Source organism: Pseudomonas sp. NPDC086251, assembly GCF_044746405.1.
Classification (GTDB): Bacteria; Pseudomonadota; Gammaproteobacteria; order Pseudomonadales; family Pseudomonadaceae; genus Aquipseudomonas.
In genome coordinates this window covers 232414-254778 of sequence record NZ_JBIVBY010000001.1, presented here as the reverse complement: position 1 = coordinate 254778, position 22365 = coordinate 232414, and the positions used below count along the sequence as shown (strand labels likewise).

At 61.2% G+C, this 22365-nt stretch carries 17 protein-coding genes; 12 read left to right on the top strand and 5 right to left on the bottom strand.

The window, feature by feature from the left end; genetic code table 11:
* The 8 genes from ACIPL2_RS01155 (at position 1) to ACIPL2_RS01120 (ending at position 9076) form a co-directional block, all read left to right on the top strand.
* Positions 1–990 carry an acyl-CoA dehydrogenase family protein gene (locus ACIPL2_RS01155; protein ID WP_401353324.1) on the top strand — a complete coding sequence of 330 codons (990 nt, stop codon included), beginning with the start codon at positions 1–3 and terminating at the stop codon, positions 988–990.
* Positions 987–1745 carry a PIG-L deacetylase family protein gene (locus ACIPL2_RS01150; RefSeq protein WP_401352139.1) on the top strand — a complete coding sequence of 253 codons (759 nt, stop codon included), beginning with the start codon at positions 987–989 and terminating at the stop codon, positions 1743–1745. Before ACIPL2_RS01155 ends, ACIPL2_RS01150 begins: the two co-directional genes overlap by 4 nt.
* Positions 1742–2341, top strand: coding sequence for an SAM-dependent methyltransferase (locus ACIPL2_RS01145; RefSeq protein WP_401352137.1), 600 nt, complete (start codon positions 1742–1744; stop codon positions 2339–2341). Before ACIPL2_RS01150 ends, ACIPL2_RS01145 begins: the two co-directional genes overlap by 4 nt.
* Positions 2338–2997, top strand: coding sequence for a glycosyltransferase (locus ACIPL2_RS01140; RefSeq protein ID WP_401352134.1), 660 nt, complete (start codon positions 2338–2340; stop codon positions 2995–2997). Before ACIPL2_RS01145 ends, ACIPL2_RS01140 begins: the two co-directional genes overlap by 4 nt.
* Before the next feature lie 119 nt (positions 2998–3116).
* On the top strand, positions 3117–3875 hold the full coding sequence (locus ACIPL2_RS01135) for a PIG-L deacetylase family protein (RefSeq protein ID WP_401352131.1): 759 nt from the start codon (positions 3117–3119) through the stop codon (positions 3873–3875).
* A 202-nt stretch (positions 3876–4077) separates the two neighbouring features.
* Positions 4078–4878, top strand: a complete 801-nt coding sequence (locus ACIPL2_RS01130) for an endonuclease/exonuclease/phosphatase family protein (protein ID WP_401352129.1) — start codon at positions 4078–4080, stop codon at positions 4876–4878.
* Between the two features lie 236 nt (positions 4879–5114).
* The gene (locus tag ACIPL2_RS01125) at positions 5115–7685 is read left to right on the top strand and encodes an autotransporter outer membrane beta-barrel domain-containing protein (protein ID WP_401352127.1); all 2571 of its coding nucleotides are present in this window, start codon (positions 5115–5117) and stop codon (positions 7683–7685) included.
* Positions 7686–8008: 323 nt separating this feature from the next.
* Positions 8009–9076: an autotransporter domain-containing protein gene (locus tag ACIPL2_RS01120; protein WP_401352124.1), complete on the top strand. Its 1068-nt coding sequence runs from the start codon at positions 8009–8011 to the stop codon at positions 9074–9076.
* A gap of 134 nt (positions 9077–9210) precedes the next feature.
* On the opposite strand, the gene glgB is transcribed toward ACIPL2_RS01120, so the two are convergent.
* From glgB to ACIPL2_RS01105, 3 genes are all read right to left on the bottom strand, one after another.
* Entirely contained in the window at positions 9211–11442 is a 2232-nt protein-coding gene (glgB, locus tag ACIPL2_RS01115) for a 1,4-alpha-glucan branching protein GlgB (RefSeq protein WP_401352121.1), read from the bottom strand.
* A 2-nt stretch (positions 11443–11444) separates the two neighbouring features.
* The gene (gene treS, locus ACIPL2_RS01110; RefSeq protein ID WP_401352119.1) at positions 11445–14786 is read right to left on the bottom strand and encodes a maltose alpha-D-glucosyltransferase; all 3342 of its coding nucleotides are present in this window, start codon (positions 14784–14786) and stop codon (positions 11445–11447) included.
* A 161-nt stretch (positions 14787–14947) separates the two neighbouring features.
* A complete protein-coding gene (locus ACIPL2_RS01105) occupies positions 14948–16942 on the bottom strand; it encodes an alpha-1,4-glucan--maltose-1-phosphate maltosyltransferase (RefSeq protein ID WP_401352116.1) in 1995 nt (664 codons plus the stop codon).
* A 196-nt stretch (positions 16943–17138) separates the two neighbouring features.
* Between ACIPL2_RS01105 and ACIPL2_RS01100 the strand changes: the two genes are divergently transcribed.
* Entirely contained in the window at positions 17139–17303 is a 165-nt protein-coding gene (locus tag ACIPL2_RS01100) for a hypothetical protein (RefSeq protein WP_401352113.1), read from the top strand.
* A gap of 113 nt (positions 17304–17416) precedes the next feature.
* Here ACIPL2_RS01100 and ACIPL2_RS01095 read toward each other — a convergent pair whose 3' ends face one another.
* Entirely contained in the window at positions 17417–17914 is a 498-nt protein-coding gene (locus tag ACIPL2_RS01095; protein ID WP_401352110.1) for an MgtC/SapB family protein, read from the bottom strand.
* Between the two features lie 124 nt (positions 17915–18038).
* Here ACIPL2_RS01095 and ACIPL2_RS01090 point away from each other — a divergent pair, with 124 nt between their 5' ends.
* The 3 genes from ACIPL2_RS01090 (at position 18039) to mapR (ending at position 21412) form a co-directional block, all read left to right on the top strand.
* Positions 18039–18272, top strand: a complete 234-nt coding sequence (locus ACIPL2_RS01090) for a DUF3203 family protein (RefSeq protein WP_401352107.1) — start codon at positions 18039–18041, stop codon at positions 18270–18272.
* A gap of 195 nt (positions 18273–18467) precedes the next feature.
* The gene (gene ccoG / locus ACIPL2_RS01085; protein WP_401352104.1) at positions 18468–19880 is read left to right on the top strand and encodes a cytochrome c oxidase accessory protein CcoG; all 1413 of its coding nucleotides are present in this window, start codon (positions 18468–18470) and stop codon (positions 19878–19880) included.
* A gap of 122 nt (positions 19881–20002) precedes the next feature.
* The gene (mapR, locus tag ACIPL2_RS01080) at positions 20003–21412 is read left to right on the top strand and encodes a GntR family transcriptional regulator MpaR (protein WP_401352101.1); all 1410 of its coding nucleotides are present in this window, start codon (positions 20003–20005) and stop codon (positions 21410–21412) included.
* Positions 21413–21535: 123 nt separating this feature from the next.
* Here the strand turns inward: mapR and ACIPL2_RS01075 are convergent, their stop codons facing one another.
* The gene (locus ACIPL2_RS01075) at positions 21536–22282 is read right to left on the bottom strand and encodes an SDR family oxidoreductase (RefSeq protein ID WP_401352098.1); all 747 of its coding nucleotides are present in this window, start codon (positions 22280–22282) and stop codon (positions 21536–21538) included.
* Positions 22283–22365 lie beyond the last annotated feature (83 nt).

Below are 22365 nucleotides of genomic sequence, written 5' to 3'. Positions count from 1 at the left end.
ATGGACCTCCAGGGCTTTCTTCAGCATCAGCCCGCGGATGACGCCGACACTCAGGCGTTAGGCCGGTGCTTGCGGGCGATGGTGGCGGCCGGTCTCGATCGGCTTCCGCTGCCCGGCAGTGGCCAGACGCTGGAGCGCTTTCAGCGTCTGGCCGAGGTCGGTGGACATGACCTGGGGTTGTGCAAGTTGTACGAAGGGCACACCGATGCGCTGGCGATTATCCAGCAACTCGGTGGCGCGTCGATGCCCGCCAGCACGTGGGGCATGTGGGCCGCCGAACCGCCACAGGCGCGCGTGCGCGTCAGTGCGCAAGGCCAGCGGGTTGTGCTGAACGGGCGCAAGGCCTGGTGTTCGGGGGCGGCGGTGTTGAGCCATGCCTTGCTCACGGCATGGGATGAACAGGACCGTCAGCAACTGGTTGCGGTGGCACTGGATCAGCCCGGCGTGGTGATCACTGATCAAGGCTGGCACGCCGTGGGCATGGGCGCGACCGGCAGCGTCGAGGTGTTGTTCGACGCTGCCGAAGCGCAAGCGATTGGCAACCCCGGCGATTACTTGCAACGCCCGGGCTTCTGGCAAGGCGGGATCGGCATTGCCGCCTGCTGGTACGGCGCCGCGCACAGCATCGCCGAACGCCTGCGCCGTCACTGCGCACAACGTGAAGAACCCCACGCCCTCGCCCACCTCGGCGCCGTCGACAGCGCGTTGCATGGCGCTGCCGAGGTGTTGCGGGCCAGCGCACGGGCCATCGACGCCGCGCCTCTGGACGACGCCGAACTCCTTGCCCGTCGCGCTCGGGCGGTGGTTGAACACGCTGCCGAACAGGTCATCCAACACGTCGGCCATGCCCTGGGCGCCGGTCCCTATTGCAGGGATCGGCAGTTCGCCCGGCTGATCGCCGACCTGCCGGTGTTCCTGCGCCAAAGTCACGCCGAACGGGACCTTGCAGCCCTCGGCCAAAAAGTCATCAACGGAACATGGACGTTATGAAAATCAATCCTATTGTCGGTCAGGGCACGCCGTTGCAGGTGTGGCAAACCTCCAGCCATCTTGCGCAGTTGCCGGTGATCGACATCCTCACATTAGTGCCCGAAGGCGCCCGCGCCGTGATCGTTGCTCCGCATCCCGATGACGAAGTGTTGGGCTGCGGCGGCTTTCTGCAATTGCTGGCCGCGGCGGGGCGACCGTTGCAACTGATCTCGGTCACCGACGGCAGTGCCAGCCATCCCGGTTCCGAGCGCTGGCCGGTGGAACGCTTGAGCGCGGTGCGCCCGCAAGAATCGGCCGAAGCCCTGCGTCGTCTCGGCCTGCCGCTGCACACGTTGAAATGGCGACGCGGCGGCTTTGCCGACAGTCAAGTGGCAGCACGGGAAAGCGAACTCAGCGCATTCATCGAAAGTCATTTGCGCCCCGGTGACGTGGTCTTCACCACGTGGCGCGAAGACGGCCATTGCGATCACGAAGCCGTGGGGCGTGCCAGTGCCGAAGCGGCGAAGCGTGTCGGTGCCACCCTGCATGAATTGCCCGTGTGGACCTGGCACTGGGCAACACCGGAAGACTGCCGGGTGCCTTGGCATCGCGCGCGCAAAATCCTCCTGACTCCGACACAGGTGGCGCGCAAGCGGCATGCGCTCCAGGCCTTTGCCAGTCAGTTGGAAGGCGACCCGCAGATCGGCTTGCCGCCCGTGTTGGCCCCTTATGTGCTGGAGCGTTTGCTGCAACCTTTTGAAGTGGTGTTTGTATGAGTGTCGAGGATCGCTATTTCGACGGGTTGTTCGCCGGCAACGACGATCCCTGGGCGTTTCGTCAGCGCTGGTACGAACAACGCAAACGCGCCATCACCCTCGCCGCGCTGCCCCGGCCGCACTACCGCGCGATCTTCGAGCCGGGTTGCGCCAACGGTGAGCTGAGCGCTGAACTGGCCACGCGCTGCGATCGCCTGTTGTGTTGCGACACCGCAGCCGCCGCCGTGGCGTTGGCGCGCACACGCCTGAGCCTGTTCGACCACGCCGAAGTTCGCCAAAGCCGCTTGCCGGGGGATTGGCCGAACGAGCAATTCGACCTGATCGTACTCAGCGAGATCGGCTATTACCTGGATGCCGACGACCTCAAGCAACTGATCGAACACGCCGCACAATCGCTGACCGCCGACGGCCAATTGCTGGCCTGCCATTGGCGCCCGGCCATCGACGGCTGCCCGCTGAACGCCCGACAGGTCCATGACCTGCTCCATGAGCATTTACCCTTGCCGCGCCTGGTCCTGCATCAGGAAGCCGATTTCCTCTTGGAACTCTGGAGCCGCGAACCGCGCTCCGTGGCGGCGCTGGAGGGTTTGCGATGATCGGCATCTTGATCCCGGCGCACAACGAAGAAGATTTGCTCGAAGAATGCATTCGCGCCGCTTTGCGCGCCGCGTGCCATGAACGGCTGGAGGGCGAAACGGTGCTGGTGCTGGTGGTGCTCGACAGCTGCACCGACCGCTCTTCAGAGATCGTCGACCGATACCCGGTGCACAGCCTGGCGATCGAGGCGCGTAACGTCGGCCAGGCACGCGCGGCGGGGGCACGGTTTCTGCTGGATCGCGGGGTGCGCTGGATTTCCTGCTCCGACGCCGACAGCCGGGTCGCCAAAGACTGGCTGGTGGCGCAACTGGCCCTCGGTACCGACGCGGTGTGTGGCACGGTGACGGTCGATCAGTGGAACATTGCCTTTGATGAGTCGGCACAGATTCGCTATCACCAGCATTACCAGGCCCGCGAGGGTCACCGGCATATCCACGGTGCCAATCTGGGTATCAGCGCCGAGGCGTATCAGCGGGCCGGCGGTTTCGAACCTCTGGCCTGTGATGAAGACGTGCAACTGGTGCGGCAACTGGAACGGTGCGGCGCGACGATCGCCTGGAGTCAACGCCCGCAGGTGCTCACCAGTGCCCGACTGGACAGCCGGGCACGGGGTGGCTTTGGTGATTTTTTGCGGGACATGGCGCAGATCGGATAAAAAAACGGAACGGATGGAACATCAACGCGACGAATAGCAGTACATGAGCAATACTCTGCACGCGGCAATCCAGGGTTTGGAGCGCTGCACACGCTATCAATGAGAACAAGGACGTAGCCATGACACCGTTCAGCATCAGTGAAAGCAGCCTCCCGGCACAGATCTGGAACAGCGCCCCGCAACTCGACAACATCCCTGTCATCAGTACCCAGACCCTGGTTCCGAGCGGCGCACGCGCCGTGGTGATTGCCCCGCACCCGGGCGATGAAGTGGTGACCTGCGGCGGCCTGCTGCAGTTGCTCAGCAGTCTCGGGCATCCGCTGCAATTGATCTCGATCACCGACGGCAGTGCCAGCCATCCGGGGTCGCAACAGTGGTCGGAGAAACGCCTGAGCGTGTTTCGCCCGCAGGAAAGCGTCGAAGCCTTGCGTCGGCTCGGGTTGCCGATGCACAGCCTGAAGTGGATTCGCGGCGGCTTCACCGACAACGCCCTGGCCGAACGCGAACTGCAATTGACCCAATTCATCGTGCGCTATTTGCGCCCCGGCGATGTGGTGTTCAGCACGTGGTGCGAGGACGGCAACATCGACCACGACACCGTCGGGCGAGCCAGCGCCAGGGCCGCCGCCCTGGTAGGCGCAGGGTTCAACGAAGTACCGGTCTGGGCCTGGCACTGGCCGACTCGCGACCGAGGGTTGATCCCTTGGGACCGTGCACGCAAGGTGCGCCTCGACACCTGGACCGTCGCGCGTAAAAGCCACGCCACCCACGCCTACGCCACCCAGCTCGACGGTGAACCCGCCATCGGCCTCGCCCCGCTCCTGCCGCCGGTGCTGTTGGAGCGTATGCGCTTGCCCTATGAAATTGTGTTCATCTGAATCATGGGATATTCGATCCAACACCGACCCAATGTGGGAGCGGGCTTGCTCGCGAAGCGGTGTGTCAGTCAACATCTCTATCGACTGACAGTCCGCTTTCGCGAGCAAGCCCGCTCCCACATTAGAATGACGTCGCTCAAACTGAACTGCCCGTCCCCACATCAGTCGCATACATAGGCATCCCTGATTCAGAGGAGTGAACGTGACCAGCGATTCCAAGCCGCAGGCCGTCGAATCGGTCCCCTTGAACACGCCACCGGCGATTCATCGACTGAGAGTGTTGACGGTCAACACGCACAAGGGTTTTACCGCACTCAACCGACGCTTCATCCTTCCGGAACTGCGTGAGGCGGTCCGCAGTACCTCGGCGGATCTGGTGTTCCTGCAAGAAGTGATTGGCGTGCACGAGCGCCACTCGTCGCGTTACAACGACTGGCCACAAACCTCGCAATACGAGTTCCTCGCCGACAGCATGTGGAGCGACTTCGCCTACGGCCGCAACGCGGTTTACCCGGACGGTCACCACGGCAACGCGCTGCTGTCGAAATACCCGATCCGCGAGTACCGCAACCTCGACGTTTCGATCACCGGCCCCGAACGCCGCGGATTGCTGCATTGCGTGCTGGACGTGCCGGGGCATGCCGAAGTCCACGCGATCTGCGTTCACCTGAGCTTGCTCGAAAGCCATCGTCAGTTGCAGTTGCAGCTACTCTGCCAACTGCTCGAATCCCTGCCCGATGGCGCCCCGGTGATCATCGCCGGCGACTTCAACGACTGGCAACTCCAGGGCAACGCCGCCCTCGCCCGCCGCGACTACCTGCACGAAGCTTTCGAGCGTCACCACGGCCGCCCGGCTAAAACCTATCCGGCACGGTTTCCGCTACTGCGTCTGGACCGGATTTACCTGCGTAATGCCAGCAGCCATGAGCCACGAATACTGGGGAGCAAGCCCTGGACGCACCTGTCGGATCATTTGCCGTTGGCGGTTGAGGTGCATCTATGAGCACCCGAGATGCGCCGTATTGAAGGCGAATTGACCCATCCGACCTGTTACTTCTGACAGTAGATACACCCCAGAACTATTGCTACGGTAAGGACACGACCCACTGTAGCCGTGTTCCGTTTCGGGTGATGACTTTCCCGATGCTGTCTCGCCACTCGCGCTGCCGATCACGTCCGCTGCCTTGCCACTGATGAATAGTGGCGGCTCGGACGTCGATCCTTACGCGGGAGACGCGTGTGAACTTTTCGACAGTCTTGCCCCGTTACCGCTACAGCGCCTGCGCCGTTTCCATCTGCTTATGCATCGGTTGGCCGCACACCAGCCAAGCGGCCTGCACCCTCATCCCCACTGCCGGCAACGACAATTTCGTCTGTGACAGTGGCAGCAACGGGCCGCTGACCGACCTGTCGGGCAACAACACCCTGACCTTCCCCGCCAATGGCACCGGCACGATTAATGGCAACGTGACCTTCGGTGCCGGGGCCGACACGGTCAACATGAACTCCGGCACCCTCATTGGCACACTCACTCAGGGTGACGGCGCCGACACCTTGAACATCAGCGCCGGCCAGATTACCGGCGCAGTCAATCAGGGCAATGGCGTCGATAACGTCATCATCAGTGGCGGGCTCCTCCAGTCCCTGGCCCAAGGCGACAGTCGCGATTTCTTCCTGATGACCGACGGCTGGATCATGGGTGCTTTTGAGGATGGCGACACCGCCAGAATGACCGGTGGCAGAATCGGTCGGGTCGACATGAAACTGGATAACAATCTCTTCGACATGTCGGGTGGTCTCATCGATGGCAACCTGGTCACCGGCTTCGGCACCGACACCATCATCGTCTCCGGCGGCAGGATTGGCGGCAACATCAGTGTCAGCGGTGGCAACGACAGCATCACTGTGACCGGTGGCGAGATCCTCGGGGAGATCCGCGCCAGCACCGGCAACGACACGCTGCTGTGGGACGGCGGCGGCATTATCCACTCGGCGATTCTGATGGAGGACGGCAACGACAGCGCGACCTTGCGCAATCTCGGCGAAAGCACCCTCGCCCTGACCCCGAGCCTCAATGGCGGCAGTGGCAGCGATCTGCTGACCTTCGATCACACCACCTCAGCCGGCGCCGGTCGTTACCTCAACTGGGAAACGGTCACCCTGCGCAACGGCTCGCAATTCGACCTCAGCGGTAATTTCGTCCTCGGCGACAACGGCACTGGCACCGGCGTGTTCAATATCGATGACAGCAGCACAGTGACTTCGACCCAGGGCGGCTTCACGCCCTTCGCCACAGGTCAGCGCGTCACCTTGAACAATGCCGGTGTGATCGACTTGAGCAGTGGCAATACCCGCACCAACGACACGTTGACGGTACAGGGCAATTACGCCGGCAGCAGCGGCCGGTTGTTGTTGCAAAGTGTCGTGGGTGACGACAGTTCTCCCAGCGACAAACTGGTGGTCAACGAGGGAACCTTGACCGGCACGACCCTGATCACCGTTACCAACCTTGGCGGTCTCGGCGCACTGACCGCGCAAAATGGCATCCAGCTGGTGCAAGCCCAAGGCACGGCCGTGAGCGACAACGGGGCTTTTGCGCTCAATGACGGCACGCTGTCGGCGGGTGCCTTCGATTACCGACTGTTCAAGGGCGGTGTCACCGCTGGCACCGAAAACAGCTGGTACCTGCGCTCTGCGGTTGTCGCGCCAGCCGTCACGACTATTCCCAATCCCGACCCCACCTTGCCGCCGATAACGGTTCCCGTGGTGGCAACACCCGTCGCCGCGCTCGCGCCGGCCGGTAGCCCGGCACTGCCGGAACTCCCCGCCGCCGTGCCAGGGGCCGCACCGATCGCCCTTTATCGTCCGGAGGTCCCGACCTGGTCAGTGCTGCCACCAGCGGCTGCACAGCTGACCCTGACAGCCCTCGGTACTTTCCACGATCGCCAGGGCGATCAACGCCTGCTCAGCGAAACCGGTGCCTTCGGCGCTGGCTGGGGCCGCGTCTATGGCAAAAACCTCGACCAGACCTGGGCCGGCACTGTGACGCCCCGGCTCGACGGTTCACTCAACGGTTTTCAGGTGGGGAATGACGTGTTCGCTTCTCAACTGGCAGGCGGCCAAACTCAGCGCATGGGATTTTTCGTCGGTCACAGTCGCTTGCAGGGCGATGTCGACGGTTTCAACCAGGGCTTCGAAGGCAAACGCGCCGGCAGCGTCGAACTTGAGGGTGACAGCGTCGGACTCTACTGGACGTTGACCGGCCCTGAAGGCGGGTACGTCGACACGGTGGTGATGGGCACTCGGCTGGACGGCGATAGCCACTCCGAACGCGGCCTCAAGCTCGACAACCGCGGCCATGCCCTGACCCTGTCGGCAGAGGCCGGGTATCCCTTGCCAGTGGCGGGCAACTGGGAAATCGAACCCCAGGCGCAAGTGATCCATCAAAAAGTCTCGCTGGACAGCCAGAACGACGGCGTTTCCCGCGTGTCGTTCGATTCCGACGGCAGCTGGACCGGGCGCCTCGGCGCGCGCCTCAAGGGGCGTTATGAAGTCAGCGGTCGCCCCTTGGAGCCTTATCTGCGAGCCAATCTGTGGCACACGTTTTCGGGCACCGATACGGTCACATTTAACGGAGCCGATCAAATCGAGACTCAACAAAAGTCCTCTTCAGCCGATCTCGGCATCGGGATGGTGTTGAGTCTCGCGTCTTCCGTCAGCGTGTACGCCAGCGCAGATTACACCGGCAATATCGACAGCAATCCGATGCGAGGATTGTTTGGAAACGTCGGATTGCGAGTGAGCTGGTAGGCCGTTAGGCAGCTACCAAACCCCTCTAGCTCGCGGGTTTTTTGACGATTTTTCGAACAAACAAGAACTTAGATGTGCGGCGTAAATCAGTCACTTGAAGTCTCTAAAATACCTATACCACTTATCGGCCATTTTCTTGACGCAGTGCCGGGGGTCTTCTTAGCTACACGTTACTACCCCCGGAATCACCACCAGGGGCAAACCCCCAGACACCCGCAAAAACGGGCGGCCAGAGGCTTGCCTCAATACATTCGGTCGCCCCTCATTCGGGGTAGGAGAGACGCCAGAGCGAGATACCGCATGCGATTGCAAGGTAGACCTCCATGAAAAACTCACTCAACTCACAAGAGATCAAAGTCACTTTTTGCACTGTCTCGAGTTCCCTCCTGCTGTGCTCCACAATGGAAGTGCAAGCCTCACCTGTCGAGGAAGACACTACGCCCTGGTATAAACAGGACGTTCCGGTACTCACCTTGCCCGCACTCGCTACCACCTATCCTGGCCGTTTCAGTGCCAGTCCCGATTTGCGAAGTTCGCACCTGACGATTGAAGAAGTCGCGCCTTCGGCCTGGGATCAGCTCTATGGCCAGGCTTCGCGACAAGCACAAACCGATGTCATGGCGCAGGGTTATTCCGGCCCTGGCGCAACCGAATTCAAGGGTCCGGCGATCCTGACCCTGCAAAGCAACAGCGGCCATACGCAACAGGTGGGGCTGATCGGCGGGATCAATCAGATCCAGGGCAACAGTAATGGCCTGCTGACCAGTCGCGCCCTGTCTGCCCCCGGCACCGACACCCTCAACCTTGAAGGCCAAAGCCTGGGCGCCTACTGGAGCTTGACCGGGCCTAATGGCTGGCACGTGGATTTGACCGCCAGTGGCGGGCGAGTCAATGGCTACAGCCGCAATGACCAGGGCGCCCGACAAGCCACCGAGGGCAGCGCGGTCACGCTGTCGGTGGAAGGTGGTTTCCCCATCGGCATCAGCGAAAACTGGGTCGTTGAACCACAAGCGCAGTTAGTCAATCAACGCATTACCCTGGACACGCCGTATGCCGGCTCCGGCAATGCGTCGTCCACAGACTTGACGTCCTGGAGCGGTCGGGTCGGTGCACGCTTGAAAGGTAGTTACGATTTCAACGGCCTGGGGGTCGAACCTTATGTGCGGACCAACTTGTGGCACACGGTCTACACCGGCAACACCGTGACCCTCGATCAGGTCGACAAAATCAGCAGTAGCCGCAACTCATCGACGGTTGAGTTGGGTTTGGGACTGGTGGCCAGGGTGACGCCCGCCGTGAGTCTGTACGTCAGCGCCGATTACAGCAGCGATGTGGATGACAATGATTTGAACGGGTTGATTGGCAGTTTGGGTGTGCGGATGCGCTGGTGAGCGATTGGCTTGAAGAGGGATGTTGTTTGGGCTGACGCCTTCGCGAGCAAGCCCGCTCCCACATTGGTTATGTGTACGACATCAATCCAATGTGGGAGCGGGCTTGCTCGCGAATGGCGCGACGCGGTGTTAGATCAACCCTCCGGCCGCAAGATCAGTACCGCTAACGGCGGCAAATTCAGCACCAGCGAAAGCGCCTGCCCATGGCTCGGCTCTTCTTCGGTAAACGCCCCGCCGCTGTTCCCATAGTTAGAACCGGCATACATCGCCGCATCGCTGTTGATCAACTCAGACCAACGCCCCGCGAAGGGCACGCCCACGCGATAAGCCTCACGCGGCACCGGCGTGAAGTTGGCCACCACCAGCACCGGCCGACCTTCCTTGCTCCAGCGCATCCACGCGTAAACGCTGTTGGTCGCATCGTCGCCGATCAGCCACTGGAACCCTTGAGGCGCGTCATCCTGGTCATGCAATGCCGGCTCTTCGCGGTACAGGCGATTGAGGTCGCCCACCAGTTTCTGCACACCTTTGTGTTCCGAATACTGCAGCAAGTACCAGTCCAGCTGCTGATCGTGGTTCCACTCGCGCCACTGGCCGAATTCGCAGCCCATGAACAGCAGCTTCTTGCCCGGATGCGCCCACATGAAACTCAGGTAGGCCCGCAGGTTGGCAAACTTCTGCCAGCGATCGCCGGGCATTTTGTCGATCAGCGAATGCTTGCCGTGTACCACTTCATCGTGGGAGATCGGCAAGATGAAACGTTCGGACCAGGCATACACCAGGCCGAAACTCAGTTCGTTGTGGTGATGCGCGCGGTACACCGGATCCTGCTGGATGTAGTGCAGCGAATCGTGCATCCAGCCCATGTTCCACTTGTAGTCGAAGCCCAGCCCACCTTGTTGCGTGCCCTGGCTGACACCGGGCCACGCCGTGGACTCTTCGGCAATCACCAGCGCGCCGGGCGCTTCGAGGTCGACCACATCATTGAGGTGGCGCAGGAAGTCGATCGCTTCGAGGTTCTCGCGACCGCCGTGACGGTTCGGCACCCATTCGCCCGCCTTGCGCGAATAGTCGCGATAGAGCATCGACGCCACGGCATCGACCCGCAGGCCGTCGACGTGGAAATGCTTGAGCCAGTGCAGCGCCGAAGCCAACATGTAGCCATGCACTTCGGTGCGGCCCAGGTTGTAGATCAGCGTGTCCCAGTCCTGGTGGAAACCTTCCTGCGGGTTGCCGTACTCGTACAGCGCGGTGCCGTCGAACTGCGCGAGGCCGTGGGTATCGGTGGGGAAATGCGCCGGCACCCAGTCGAGGATCACGCCGATGTCGGCCTGGTGACAGGCATTGACGAACGCCGCGAAGTCATCCGGTGAGCCGTAACGGGCACTCGGGGCGAACTGCGAAAGCAACTGGTAACCCCAGGAACCGCCGAACGGGTGTTCCATGATCGGCATCAGTTCGATGTGGGTGAAGCCCAGCTCCTTCACATACGGAATCAGCCGTTCACCCAGTTCGTGCCAAGTGTACTGGCGAGCGACTTCGCCCAGATCGTCCAGCTCGCACTGCCAGGAGCCGGCGTGCAATTCGTAGATCGACAGCGGCGCACTCGGCCGATGCCGATCGCCCCGCGATTGCATCCACGCCTGATCCTGCCAGTCGATCTTCAGCGGCGCGGCGACCCTGGACGCGGTGTCTGGCGGCAGTGTGGTGGCCAATGCCATCGGATCCGCCTTGAGCGGCAGAATGCCGTGGGCACCGAGGATCTCGTACTTATAGGCTTCCCCGGCCTGCATGCGCGGGATGAACAACTCCCAGACACCGGTCGGATGGCGCAGGCGCATGGGATGGCGGCGACCGTCCCAGTTGTTGAAGTCACCGACCACCGAAACCCTTTTGGCATTCGGCGCCCACACGGCGAAACGCACGCCGTCGACACCCTCGACCGTCTTCAGCTGCGCGCCGAGGCAAGCGCTGAGGTCGCGGTGATTGCCTTCGGCGAACAGGTACAAGTCCATCTCGCCCAGCAGCGGGCCAAAACTGTAAGGGTCTTCGGACAGTTGCTCGCCGCCGGCCCACCGGGTCCGCAGCAAATACGCCTGGCCCCGGTCAAAGTGCCCGACGAACAGCCCCGGCGTTTGGGTGGCTTCAAGGTTGCCGAGTTCTTCCCCGGAGTCCTTCGCCACCACCTGCACGCTCAGGGCGTCCGGCAGATAAGCCCGAATGAATTGCCCGCCGGCACCATCGCCGTGAGGGCCAAGAATTGCAAAAGGGTCGTGATGTTCGGCACGTACCAGCGCATCGATATCCCGCGCTTTGGGCAGCAGCGCCTCTTTATGATGACCCTGTTCCTTGTTCGAGAAACTCATAACTACTCTCCACCAAGATCGGAAAAGGGTTTAAGCCCACTCAATAGTCCATACAAGCCGTGCAATGGCACCGGCAACCACGTGGGGCGATTTTCAGCCTCATACGCCACCTCATAGGCCGCCTTCTCCAGACCGAACAACGCCAACGCGGCGTCCTCGCCTTCCGGATCTTGCCACGCATGAGCAAGACTAGCTGCCGCCAGCCGATAAGCGTCGACAAATGCTTGTTTTGCATCATTTAGATACCGATCGGCGACACGCTGACGAGCGGCTTGTGCATCGGCCGTGTTATCGACGTTGTGTACGTTGATCGCCATCGCCGCCGCGTAGTCGAAGGAACGCAATACGCCGCTGACGTCTTTATAAGGGCTGTGCTTGCCGCGGCGTTCGTGCAGCGGCCGTGCCGGTTCGCCTTCGAAGTCGATCAGGTAAGCGTCGCCCTTGATCACCAGCACCTGGCCCAGGTGCAAGTCACCGTGGACGCGAATGCGCAGGCCACCGGCGGCTTTTTTACCCAGCGCCTGGACATGGCTCAGGATGGCTTTTTTGTTGTCCAGTAAACGACTGACCAAGGCTTTGTCCGCCGGGTTCAATTCGCTTTGATGCTGCTTGAGCAACTTCAGCGCATGTTCCAGTTGCGCCGCGACATCCTTGGCCGAAGCCAACGCATCCTTTTGCGTCGTGACTTGCGGCGCGAAGTCAGGGTTGTCGGTCGGCGCCGCGAGCACCTGATGCATTTCGCCCAGGCGTTGACCGAGCATGCCGGCAAAGTCCCTCAACTCGCCGAGGGCGTTGTAGTGCTGTTCCTGCTCGGACATGGCGTCGGCGAGTTCATCACGCAGCGCACGCTCAAGGTTGTTCTGCGTCCACTCCCAGGCGTCACCCTGATTGCTCAAGTAGCCTTGGGCGATCATCAACAGATTGTCCTCGCCCGCCGCATCGCGGCGAATCACCGAACCCAGCAGTGGCGAGATATTGGCGAAACCGGCACGGGTCAGGTACGCGCTCATTTCCAGTTCCGGGTGCACGCCCGAGGCGACTTTGCGGATCAGTTTCAGCACCAGGCTTTTACCGATCACCACCGAACTGTTGGATTGTTCGGCCGACAGGTAACGCACTTCCGATTCAGCCGTGAGGCCCAGCTTGGCCAGCTCGGCGGTCGGTTCGAAATGGATCTCGCCGCCATCGGATGGCAGCACAAGGTTGTGCTGCATGCCCTGCAACACCGTGCGGATAAAGTTCTCAAGGCTGAACGCATCGGTGATCAAACCGACCTGAGGCCCACGCCTGACACGCGACAGCGCCAGTTGCTGGGGTAACGCAGGACCGACCTGATCGTCAGCAATAAAACCGAACGGCAGTTGGTAACGGCTGGTCTGGCCGCCGCTGGTGACTTCGATTTCGCTCAACAGCACCGGATGCTGCGCATCGCCGAAGCGCACACCGTAGGCCAGGTTGACCTTTTCGATGGCCGCGTCCTTGCCGGCAAACCAGCGACGGTTCTGCAACCAACTCGGCAAGATGCCCTGCTCCAGCGTGCCGCGCGAGGGCGCTTCGAGCAGTTCTTCCATGCGTTTTTTCAACACCAGTGTGGTGAAGTCCGGCAGACTTTGCGCCGGTTCGACGTGCCAGCTCGGCATCTGATTCTCCGCTGCGAGGCCGAACCAGTAGAAGCCGTAAGGCGCCAGGGTCAGCAAAAAATTCAATTGGCCGATCGGCGGGAAGGCGTTACCGCCGAGCATTTCCACCGGCACCATGCCGGCATACGCCGATAGATCCAGTTCCGCCGCTTGCGCACTGCGCGATACGTTGGCCACACACAGGATGATTTCGTACTTGCCATCCGGGCCGGTGTATTCACGGGTGTAGGCCAGAATCCGCCGGTTGCTTGGCGAGAGCATTTTCAGCGTGCCACGCCCGAAAGCCTTGGACTGCTTGCGCACGGCGAGCATGCGTCGGGTCCAGTTCAACAATGAATGCGGGTCACCGGCCTGAGTTTCGACGTTGACTGACAGGTAACCGTATTGCGGGTCCATGATCGGCGGCAGCACCAGGCTGGCCGGGTCGGCGCGTGAGAAGCCGCCGTTACGGTCGATCGACCATTGCATCGGTGTGCGCACGCCGTCGCGGTCGCCGAGGTAGATGTTGTCGCCCATGCCGATCTCATCGCCGTAATACAGGGTCGGCGTGCCCGGCATCGACAGCAACAGGCTGTTGAGCAATTCCACGCGGCGACGATCACGCTCCATCAGGGGCGCGAGACGCCGTCGAATCCCCAGGTTGATCCGCGCCCGCCGGTCGGCGGCGTAATAGTTCCACAGGTAATCGCGTTCCTTGTCGGTGACCATTTCCAGGGTCAGCTCATCGTGGTTGCGCAGGAAAATCGCCCACTGACAGTTGGCCGGGATTTCCGGGGTCTGGCGCAGGATGTCGGTGATCGGGAAGCGGTCTTCCTGGGCCAGCGCCATGTACATGCGGGGCATTAACGGGAAGTGAAAAGCCATGTGGCATTCGTCGCCGTTCAGGCCTTTTTTATCGGTGTCGCCGAAGTACAGCTGAGTGTCTTCCGGCCATTGATTGGCCTCGGCCAGCAGCATGCGGTCCGGGTAGTTGGCGTCGATTTCGGCACGGATCTGCTTGAGGACGTCGTGGGTCTCGGGCAGGTTTTCGTTGTTGGTGCCGTCACGTTCGATCAGGTACGGGATCGCGTCCAGTCGCAGGCCGTCGATGCCCATGTCCAGCCAGTAGCGCATCACCGACAGCACGGCTTTCATGACTTGCGGGTTGTCGAAATTCAGGTCGGGCTGGTGGGAATAGAAACGGTGCCAGAAGTATTGGCCGGCTACCGGGTCCCAAGTCCAGTTGGACTTTTCGGTGTCGAGGAAAATGACGCGGGTGCCGTCGTACTTTTGATCGTCATCGGACCAGACATAGAAGTCCCGCGCCGCCGAGCCTTTCTTGGCCTTGCGCGCGCGCTGGAACCAGGCGTGCTGGTCCGAGGTGTGGTTGATGACCAGCTCGGTAATCACCCGCAAACCGCGTTTGTGCGCTTCGGAGATGAACCGCTTGGCGTCCGCCAGGGTGCCGTAGTCGGAATGCACGCCGCGGTATTCGGCGATGTCGTAGCCATCGTCGCGGCGTGGCGAGGGGTAGAACGGCAACAGCCAGATGGTGTTGACGCCCAGATCGGCAATGTAATCGAGTTTGGCGATAAGACCGGGAAAGTCGCCGATCCCGTCATTGTTGGAGTCGAAAAAAGACTTAACGTGAACCTGGTAGATCACCGCATCCTTGTACCAGAGCGGGTCCTTGATGAAGGTGGCTGCCTTGGGTTTCTTCGCCATTGGTAACTCCTGTTGAATTCGAAAAATCCTGAGCCGATCACCTACCCTGTGGGAGCGAGCCTGCTCGCGAAGGCGGTGTGTCAGGCGACATCAATAGTGAATGTGCCGGCCCTTCGCGAGCAGGTCGAATCGTCGCACCGTCGCTCCCACAGGTTTTGCGTCTAAACGGTGATCCGCCAAATGCCGAACGGCTGATGCGCCGGGTCAATGCGCATGAACTGGTACTTGCCGTGCCAGGTCCAGCGGTGCCCGCTCATCAGGTCTTCGCCCTGGGTGCTGGCGTCGTCGGGCAAACCCATCTCCCACAGCGGCAACTCAAAATTCGCCTCCTGCACGTTATGCGGATCAAGGCTCACGGCCACCAGAATGAAATTGCTGCCATCCGCGCTGCGTTTGCCGAAATACAGGATGTTGTCGTTCCAGGCGTTGTAGACCTTCAGCCCCAGATGGGTGTGCAGCGCCGGGTTCTGCCGACGGATGCGGTTGAGCTGGGCGATCTCGGCAATGATGTTGCCCGGCGCGTTGAAATCCCTTGGGCGGATTTCGTACTTCTCGGAGTTGAGGTATTCCTCTTTCCCCGGCACCGGTGCCGACTCACAGAGTTCGAAGCCCGAGTACATGCCCCACAGACCGGAGCCCATGGTCGCCAGCGCCGCACGGATCAGGAAACCGGCACGCCCCGACTCATGGAGAAACGCCGGGTTGATGTCCGGGGTATTGACGAAGAAGTTCGGGCGATAGCATTCGCGCCACGGCGATTCGTTGAGCTCGGTGAAGTAAGTCGCCAGCTCGTATTTGGTGTTGCGCCACGTGAAGTAGGTGTAGCTCTGGGAGTAACCGACCTTGCCCAAGCGGGCCATCATCGCCGGCGTGGTGAAGGCTTCGGCGAGGAAGATCACTTCCGGGTACAACGCCCGCACATCGGCGATCAGCCACTGCCAGAACGGCAGCGGTTTGGTGTGAGGGTTGTCGACGCGAAAGATCTTCACGCCCTCCTCGACCCAGCCCACCACGATGTCACGCAACTCGACCCACAGGCTTGGAATCGCGTCCGAGGCATAGAAGTCGACGTTGACGATGTCCTGGTATTTCTTCGGCGGGTTCTCGGCGTATTTGATCGTGCCGTCCGGCCGCCAGTTGAACCAGCCGGGATGCTGTTCCAGCCACGGGTGATCCTGGGAACACTGGATGGCGAAGTCGAGGGCGATTTCCAGGCCATGGTCAGCGGCGGCCGCCACCAGCCGACGGAAGTCTTCGCGGGTGCCCAGTTCCGAGTGAATCGCCTCATGCCCGCCTTCGGGGCTGCCGATCGCATACGGGCTGCCCGGATCATCCGGCCCGGCGGTCAGCGAGTTGTTCGGACCTTTGCGGTAGCTGCGGCCAATCGGGTGGATCGGCGGGAAGTACAGCACATCGAAGCCCATGTCCTGGATCATCGGTAGCCGCGAGTGCACATCGTTGAACGTGCCGTGGCGGGCCGGATCGTCGGTGATCGAACGTGGGAACAACTCATACCAACTGGCAAACTGCGCCAGTTCCCGTTCGACGTCCAGCGGGTACTCCGGGCTCAGGCTCAAGTAGGCGCGATGATCGGCCTCGGCCATCAAATCGGCGCTGCGCTGGTGCATGAACAGCGCGACTTGCTCGGTTTCGAGCAGGCCCGACAATTCATGGTGCAGCTGCGCCAGTTGCTCGCTCAGTTGTCCATCGGCGCGTTCAGCGGCTTGCTGGACCATCGTGCGCCCTTCCTGCAACTCCAGGCTGACGGGCACTCGGGCGGCGTGCTTTTTTTCCAGCTCATAGCAGAAGCTGGCGAACTGATCGATCCAGGCTTCGATGCAAAACACATAACGACCCTGGCGCGCGACACGAAACTGGCCCTGCCAGCCGTTATTGCCCAGGTCGCTCATGGCGTCGCTCTGCCAAATCTCGTCGCCATCGGCGCGCCAGCGGATGCGCACGGCGAGTTTGTCGTGACCGTCGGCGAACACTTTGCTGCTCACGACCACGTCCTGACCGACCACGGCTTTCACGGCAAACTGCCCGCCATCGAGGGTCGGCATGGTGTTTTCAATGGCGATGCGCGGCAGCAGTAACGCCTGCGACAGCGGCATATGAGGGTTGTAATTAAGCTCTGTCGGTTTTTCGGCAGTCATCGAGCATCTCTCCTTTACGCCCCATGGACGCTCTTGTGTCTGATGTTCCCTGAATTGACTCACTTAGGTTCCGAGCGACTGGCGGCGGTAAAAGTTCACGGCGATTTGCCTGGGCGTTCGGGGGAATCAATTCCATTGCGCGGTGGTCAATCAACTTAAGCACGACTTACGCCAAGTGCCACTGGAGGCTTCAACGATGAGTATTCCGATTCCCGCCGAAACGCCTGATCCGAACATCGACAGTCCAACCATCCCGCCGACCGAGCCGGAACCGGTGCCCGAGCAAGAGCCGCCCGGCACGACCCCGCCCCCACGGCAGGAACCACCGGACACCATGCCGCCGGTGATCGTAAACCCCTGAACAGTGCCCGAGCCGTATGAAGATTCAATGTAGGAGCTGCCGGAGGCTGCGATCTTTTGACTTTGACTTGGCGCCTCGAAGATCGCTGAAGATCAAGATCAAAAGATCGCAGCCTACGGGGGATTCCGTTCCAGCATCTTCACGATCTTCGGCATCACGCTGAAAATCGCCAACGCCAAAAACGTACTGAACACCGCCGTCGCTTCTCTCCCCAAGCCGGCCGAAACCCCAATGGCCGCGGTCATCCATAACCCGGCGGCGGTGGTCAGGCCTTTGACGTGGCCTTCGTCGCCTTCCTGGTTTTTCAGGATGGTCCCGGCGCCGAGAAAACCAATCCCGGCGATCACACCCTGCACCACCCGACTCATGGCATCGGCCTGGGAACCGGACATCTGCGGCACCAGCACAAACAACGCCGCGCCGAGCGCCACCAGCATGTGCGTGCGCACACCCGCGGCCTTACCCTTTTGCTCGCGTTCGAAACCGAGAATCCCGCCCAGCACGGCGGCCATTAACAGGCGCACGGTAATGCGCGTCAGTTGCGACGCGTCGCCGATGTCGGCGAACTCCGCTTGCAGGGTCACCCAAACCTCATGCCACCAAGCATTCATGCTGCAATCCCTGAAAAGTGCCCAATAGAGGATGGACCGCGCCGACCATTAATCGGTTGCACCGAACGATGACCGCCGAGCGCGCCCTAACACTGTAGAACCCCGCAGAAAAAAGGACGCCTCCATGACCGTGCGCATCGAAAACCAGACTTGCTTTTTCACCACCGAAAACGGCGAAGAAATTCGTCTGTGTCCCGACGTCACCATCATCACCGACTCGGAAAAAGCCATGTCGGCGGTCGAGCTCAACGGCCAGCGTATCTACATCACCGAAGCAGAAGCCGACGCATTGACCGTAGCAGGCGCCGTCGACGGTCGTAGGCATTTGAAGGCCACGGACAGTGATTCGGTGATTTGACTGACCCGCATCAATAACTCGCCCGGGCGCCTGATATAGGCGTCCGCGCCCCATTGTGGCGGGTGCATCAAGTTGTCGCAGGCAGCGGATCAAGACCCATCTGATCCGCTTTTTATTGCAATAGCTGAGTCTGTTATGCAAACAGATCGCCGCTCATAGTGCTCACGCCTGATGGAGGCTGATGAGCGAAAGACCATGAGCGATAGAATCCCCGTCCGAATAGTTGAGACCTTCGAGCCTTCGCGTCCCAAGATGAAGGCCAAGTCCAGCGACAACCTGATCCACACCCGCAGTTTCACCGGGCTGTTCCGCACCCTGCGCATGAGCGGCGCGGGGTTTCTGTTTCTGCTGTTTTTCGGCACGGTGTGGTTGAACTGGGGTGGCCGGCAAGCGGTGCTCTGGGACCTTTCCGAAAGCAAATTCCACATCTTCGGCGCGACCTTCTGGCCGCAGGATTTCATCCTGCTGTCGGCGTTGTTGATCATTGCTGCGTTCGGTCTGTTTGCGATCACCGTGTTTGCCGGTCGCGTCTGGTGCGGCTATACCTGCCCGCAGAGTTCCTGGACCTGGATCTTCATGTGGTGCGAGAAGATCACCGAGGGCGAACGCAACCAGCGGATCAAGCTGCAAGCCGCGCCCTGGGGCGTGAACAAACTGATGCGTCGCTCGGCCAAGCACACCCTGTGGCTGGCCATCAGTCTGCTGACCGGCCTGACCTTTGTCGGCTACTTCACGCCGATCCGGGCACTGGCCGAAGAGTTGCTGACCTTGCAGATGGGCGGGGTCAGTCTGTTCTGGGTGTTGTTCTTTACCGGCGCCACGTACATCAATGCCGGCTGGCTGCGTGAAGCGGTGTGCATGCACATGTGCCCGTATGCCCGGTTCCAGAGCGTGATGTTCGACAAGGACACCCTGACCATTTCCTACGACGTGGCCCGAGGTGAAAACCGTGGCCCGCGTAAACGTGACGTGGCGCCGGCCGAGGTCGGACTCGGCGATTGCATCGACTGTCAGCTCTGCGTGCAGGTCTGCCCCACCGGCATCGACATCCGCGACGGCTTGCAGATGGAATGCATTGGCTGCGCGGCCTGCATCGACGCCTGTGATTCGATCATGGACAAAATGGGCTACGCCCGCGGCCTGATCAGCTATACCTCGGAGCACCAGTTGCAGGGCGGCAAGACTCACCTACTGCGACCTCGCTTGATCGGCTACACGGCGGTGCTGGTGCTGATGATCGGCGCCCTCGCCCTGGCCTTGGTCGAACGGCCGATGGTCTCGCTGGACGTGAGCAAGGACCGTGGCTTGTTCCGCGAGAACAGTCAGGGGCAGATCGAAAACATCTACAGCCTCAAGGTCATCAACAAAACCCAGCAACGTCAGGACTATCGTCTGACGCTGATCGATGGCGACGGCTTCCAGTTGCAAGGCAAGACTGAACTGAGCCTGGCGCCCGGTGAGATTATCGATGTGCCGGTGTCGGTGGCGATGACCACGGAGCGGCCGAGCAGCAGTTCGCAGAACCTCAATTTCAAGGTGGTCGACAGTGATGAGCCGGATATTTATAGCGTGGCGAAGAGTCGGTTTGTTGCGCCGATGAATCGTTGAGCCTTTAGACTGCGGGGCGGCCTTCGCGGGCAAGCCTCGCTCCTACTGGTGTCTGTAGGAGCGAGGCTTGCCCGCGAAGAAGCCACCTCGATTTTTTTGAATGAAAACAAACCGGGCACTCGATGAAACGCTACGAAAAATTCGCCGACGACATCGCTGAACTGATCCGCTCCGGCGTCCTCGGCCCCGGCCAGCGCGTGCCGTCGGTGCGCTACGCCAGCCAGACCTACGGCGTCAGCCCGTCCACGGTGTTCCAGGCCTATTACCTGCTCGAACGTCGCGGTTTGATCCGCGCCCGTCCGCGTTCCGGTTACTTCGTCAACGCCCATGCGCCCAGCCCGTTTTCCGAGCCGGTGATCAGCAGCCAGGTCAACGAGTCCACCGAAGTCGACGTCAGCGAACTGGTGTTCTCGGTCCTCGATTCAATCAAGGACCCCAACACCGTGCCCTTCGGCTCGGCGTTCCCCAGCCCGACCCTGTTTCCGTTGCAGCGGCTGTCCCGCTCGCTGTCCAGCGCCGCCCGGGAGATGGACCCGCGCATGGTCGTCACCGACATGTCGCCGGGCAACCCGCAGTTGCGCCGGCAAATCGCCCTGCGCTACATGGTTGGCGGGCTGATGCTGCCCATGGAAGAGCTGCTGATCACCAACGGCGCCCTTGAAGCGTTGAACCTGTGCCTGCAAGCCGTCACCGAGCCCGGCGACCTGGTGGCCATCGAAGCCCCGGCGTTCTACGCCTGCCTGCAAATACTCGAACGGTTGAAACTCAAGGCCGTGGAAATTCCAGTGCACCCGCGCGACGGCATCGACCTCGGCGTACTCGCGCAAACCCTGGAACGGCACCCGATCAAGGCCTGCTGGTGCATGACCAGCTTCCAGAACCCCATGGGCGCGACCATGCCCGAGGCGAAAAAACAGGAACTGGTGGAATTACTGCGCAGCCATCAGGTGCCGCTGATCGAAGACGATGTCTACGCCGAGCTCTATTACGGTCAACAGGCGCCGAAACCAGCCAAGGCCTTCGACACTGAAGGGCTGGTGATGCATTGCGGTTCCTTCGCCAAGAGCCTGGCCCCCGGTTACCGCATCGGGTGGGTCGCCGCCGGGCGCTATGCGCAAAAAATCGAACGGCTGAAACTCATGACCTCGCTCTGCGCCTCAATGCCAGCCCAGGCCGCCATCGCCGATTACTTGCAGCATGGCGGCTATGACCGGCATCTGCGCAAATTGCGCTATGCCCTGGAAGAACAGCAAAGCGCGATGCTCGCGGCCATTGCACGGTACTTTCCGGCGCAGACTCGCGTCAGCCAACCAGCCGGCGGCTACTTTTTATGGCTGGAATTACCGGCGCAGATGGATTCGTTGAAGTTGTTTCAGATGGCGCTGGCGCAAGGCATCAGCATCGCGCCGGGGCCGATTTTCTCGCCGACGCAGCGGTTCAGGAATTGCATTCGGCTGAATTACGGCAGCCCGTGGGATGAGGCTTGCGAGAAGGCGATGGAGACGTTGGGGCGGATTGTGCGGTCGTTCTGAGGGTTCTCTGATGTCTGGGTTATCGCCTTCGCGAGCAAGCCCGCTCCCACATTCGAACGCATTCCAATGTGGGAGCGGGCTTGCTCGCGAAGAGGCCAGATCCAGCATTGCACATCCAACCTGCTAACGCCCGCCGCCCAGATCAACAAAAGTCCCCGTCGCATACGACGCCTTGTCCGACAGCAACCAGACAATCGCCTCAGCCACTTCATCCGGTCGTCCACCGCGAGCCATCGGGATCGCCGACTCAAGCTTGCTGACCCGGTCCGGATCACCGCTCAGTGCATGGAAATCGGTGTAGATAAAGCCTGGCCGCACGGCGTTGACACGAATGCCCTCGCCCGCCACTTCCTTGGACAAGCCGATCGTGAAGCTGTCCAGCGCACCTTTGGACGACGCGTAATCCACGTACTCGTTGGGCGAGCCCAAGCGCGAGGCCACCGAGGACACGTTGACGATGCTGCCGCCCTGCCCGCCGTGCTTGGGCGACATGCGCAGGATCGCGTGCTTGGCGCAGAGGATCGGTGCCAGCACGTTGGTCTTGAGGATTTTGAGAATGCGGAATTCGGACATTTCGTCGACCCGGGACTTGTGCCCCACGGTGCCGGCGTTGTTGACCAGTGCCGTGACCCGGCCCAGCTCGGCGTCCACGCGATTGAACAGGCCGATCACTTCGTCTTCGATGCTGACGTCGGCACGTACCGCGATGGCTTGCGCACCCAGGGCACGGACTTGCTCCAGCACGCGTTGCGCGGCTTCTTCGTCGGCCTGGTAGTTGATGCAGATCCGATAGCCTTGTTCGGCGGCCAACAGGGCGGTGGCGGCACCAATGCCGCGGCTGCCGCCGGTGATGACGATGACTTTATCCATGTGATTTTCCCCCAATCCAAGCGTAAGCGGTCGGGGCCAAGAATAACCGCCATTGCCGGTTTTTGCATGCCATGGCTCACACA

Coding starts and splice junctions, on each gene's coding strand:
- ACIPL2_RS01155 (WP_401353324.1), top strand. CDS start 1: ATGGACCTCCAGGGCTTTCTTCAGCATCAGCCCGCGGATGACGCCGAC.
- ACIPL2_RS01150 (WP_401352139.1), top strand. CDS start 987: ATGAAAATCAATCCTATTGTCGGTCAGGGCACGCCGTTGCAGGTGTGG.
- ACIPL2_RS01145 (WP_401352137.1), top strand. CDS start 1,742: ATGAGTGTCGAGGATCGCTATTTCGACGGGTTGTTCGCCGGCAACGAC.
- ACIPL2_RS01140 (WP_401352134.1), top strand. CDS start 2,338: ATGATCGGCATCTTGATCCCGGCGCACAACGAAGAAGATTTGCTCGAA.
- ACIPL2_RS01135 (WP_401352131.1), top strand. CDS start 3,117: ATGACACCGTTCAGCATCAGTGAAAGCAGCCTCCCGGCACAGATCTGG.
- ACIPL2_RS01120 (WP_401352124.1), top strand. CDS start 8,009: ATGAAAAACTCACTCAACTCACAAGAGATCAAAGTCACTTTTTGCACT.
- glgB (WP_401352121.1), bottom strand. CDS start 11,442: ATGAGTTTCTCGAACAAGGAACAGGGTCATCATAAAGAGGCGCTGCTG.
- treS (WP_401352119.1), bottom strand. CDS start 14,786: ATGGCGAAGAAACCCAAGGCAGCCACCTTCATCAAGGACCCGCTCTGG.
- ACIPL2_RS01105 (WP_401352116.1), bottom strand. CDS start 16,942: ATGACTGCCGAAAAACCGACAGAGCTTAATTACAACCCTCATATGCCG.
- ACIPL2_RS01100 (WP_401352113.1), top strand. CDS start 17,139: ATGAGTATTCCGATTCCCGCCGAAACGCCTGATCCGAACATCGACAGT.
- ACIPL2_RS01095 (WP_401352110.1), bottom strand. CDS start 17,914: ATGAATGCTTGGTGGCATGAGGTTTGGGTGACCCTGCAAGCGGAGTTC.
- ACIPL2_RS01090 (WP_401352107.1), top strand. CDS start 18,039: ATGACCGTGCGCATCGAAAACCAGACTTGCTTTTTCACCACCGAAAAC.
- ccoG (WP_401352104.1), top strand. CDS start 18,468: ATGAGCGATAGAATCCCCGTCCGAATAGTTGAGACCTTCGAGCCTTCG.
- mapR (WP_401352101.1), top strand. CDS start 20,003: ATGAAACGCTACGAAAAATTCGCCGACGACATCGCTGAACTGATCCGC.
- ACIPL2_RS01075 (WP_401352098.1), bottom strand. CDS start 22,282: ATGGATAAAGTCATCGTCATCACCGGCGGCAGCCGCGGCATTGGTGCC.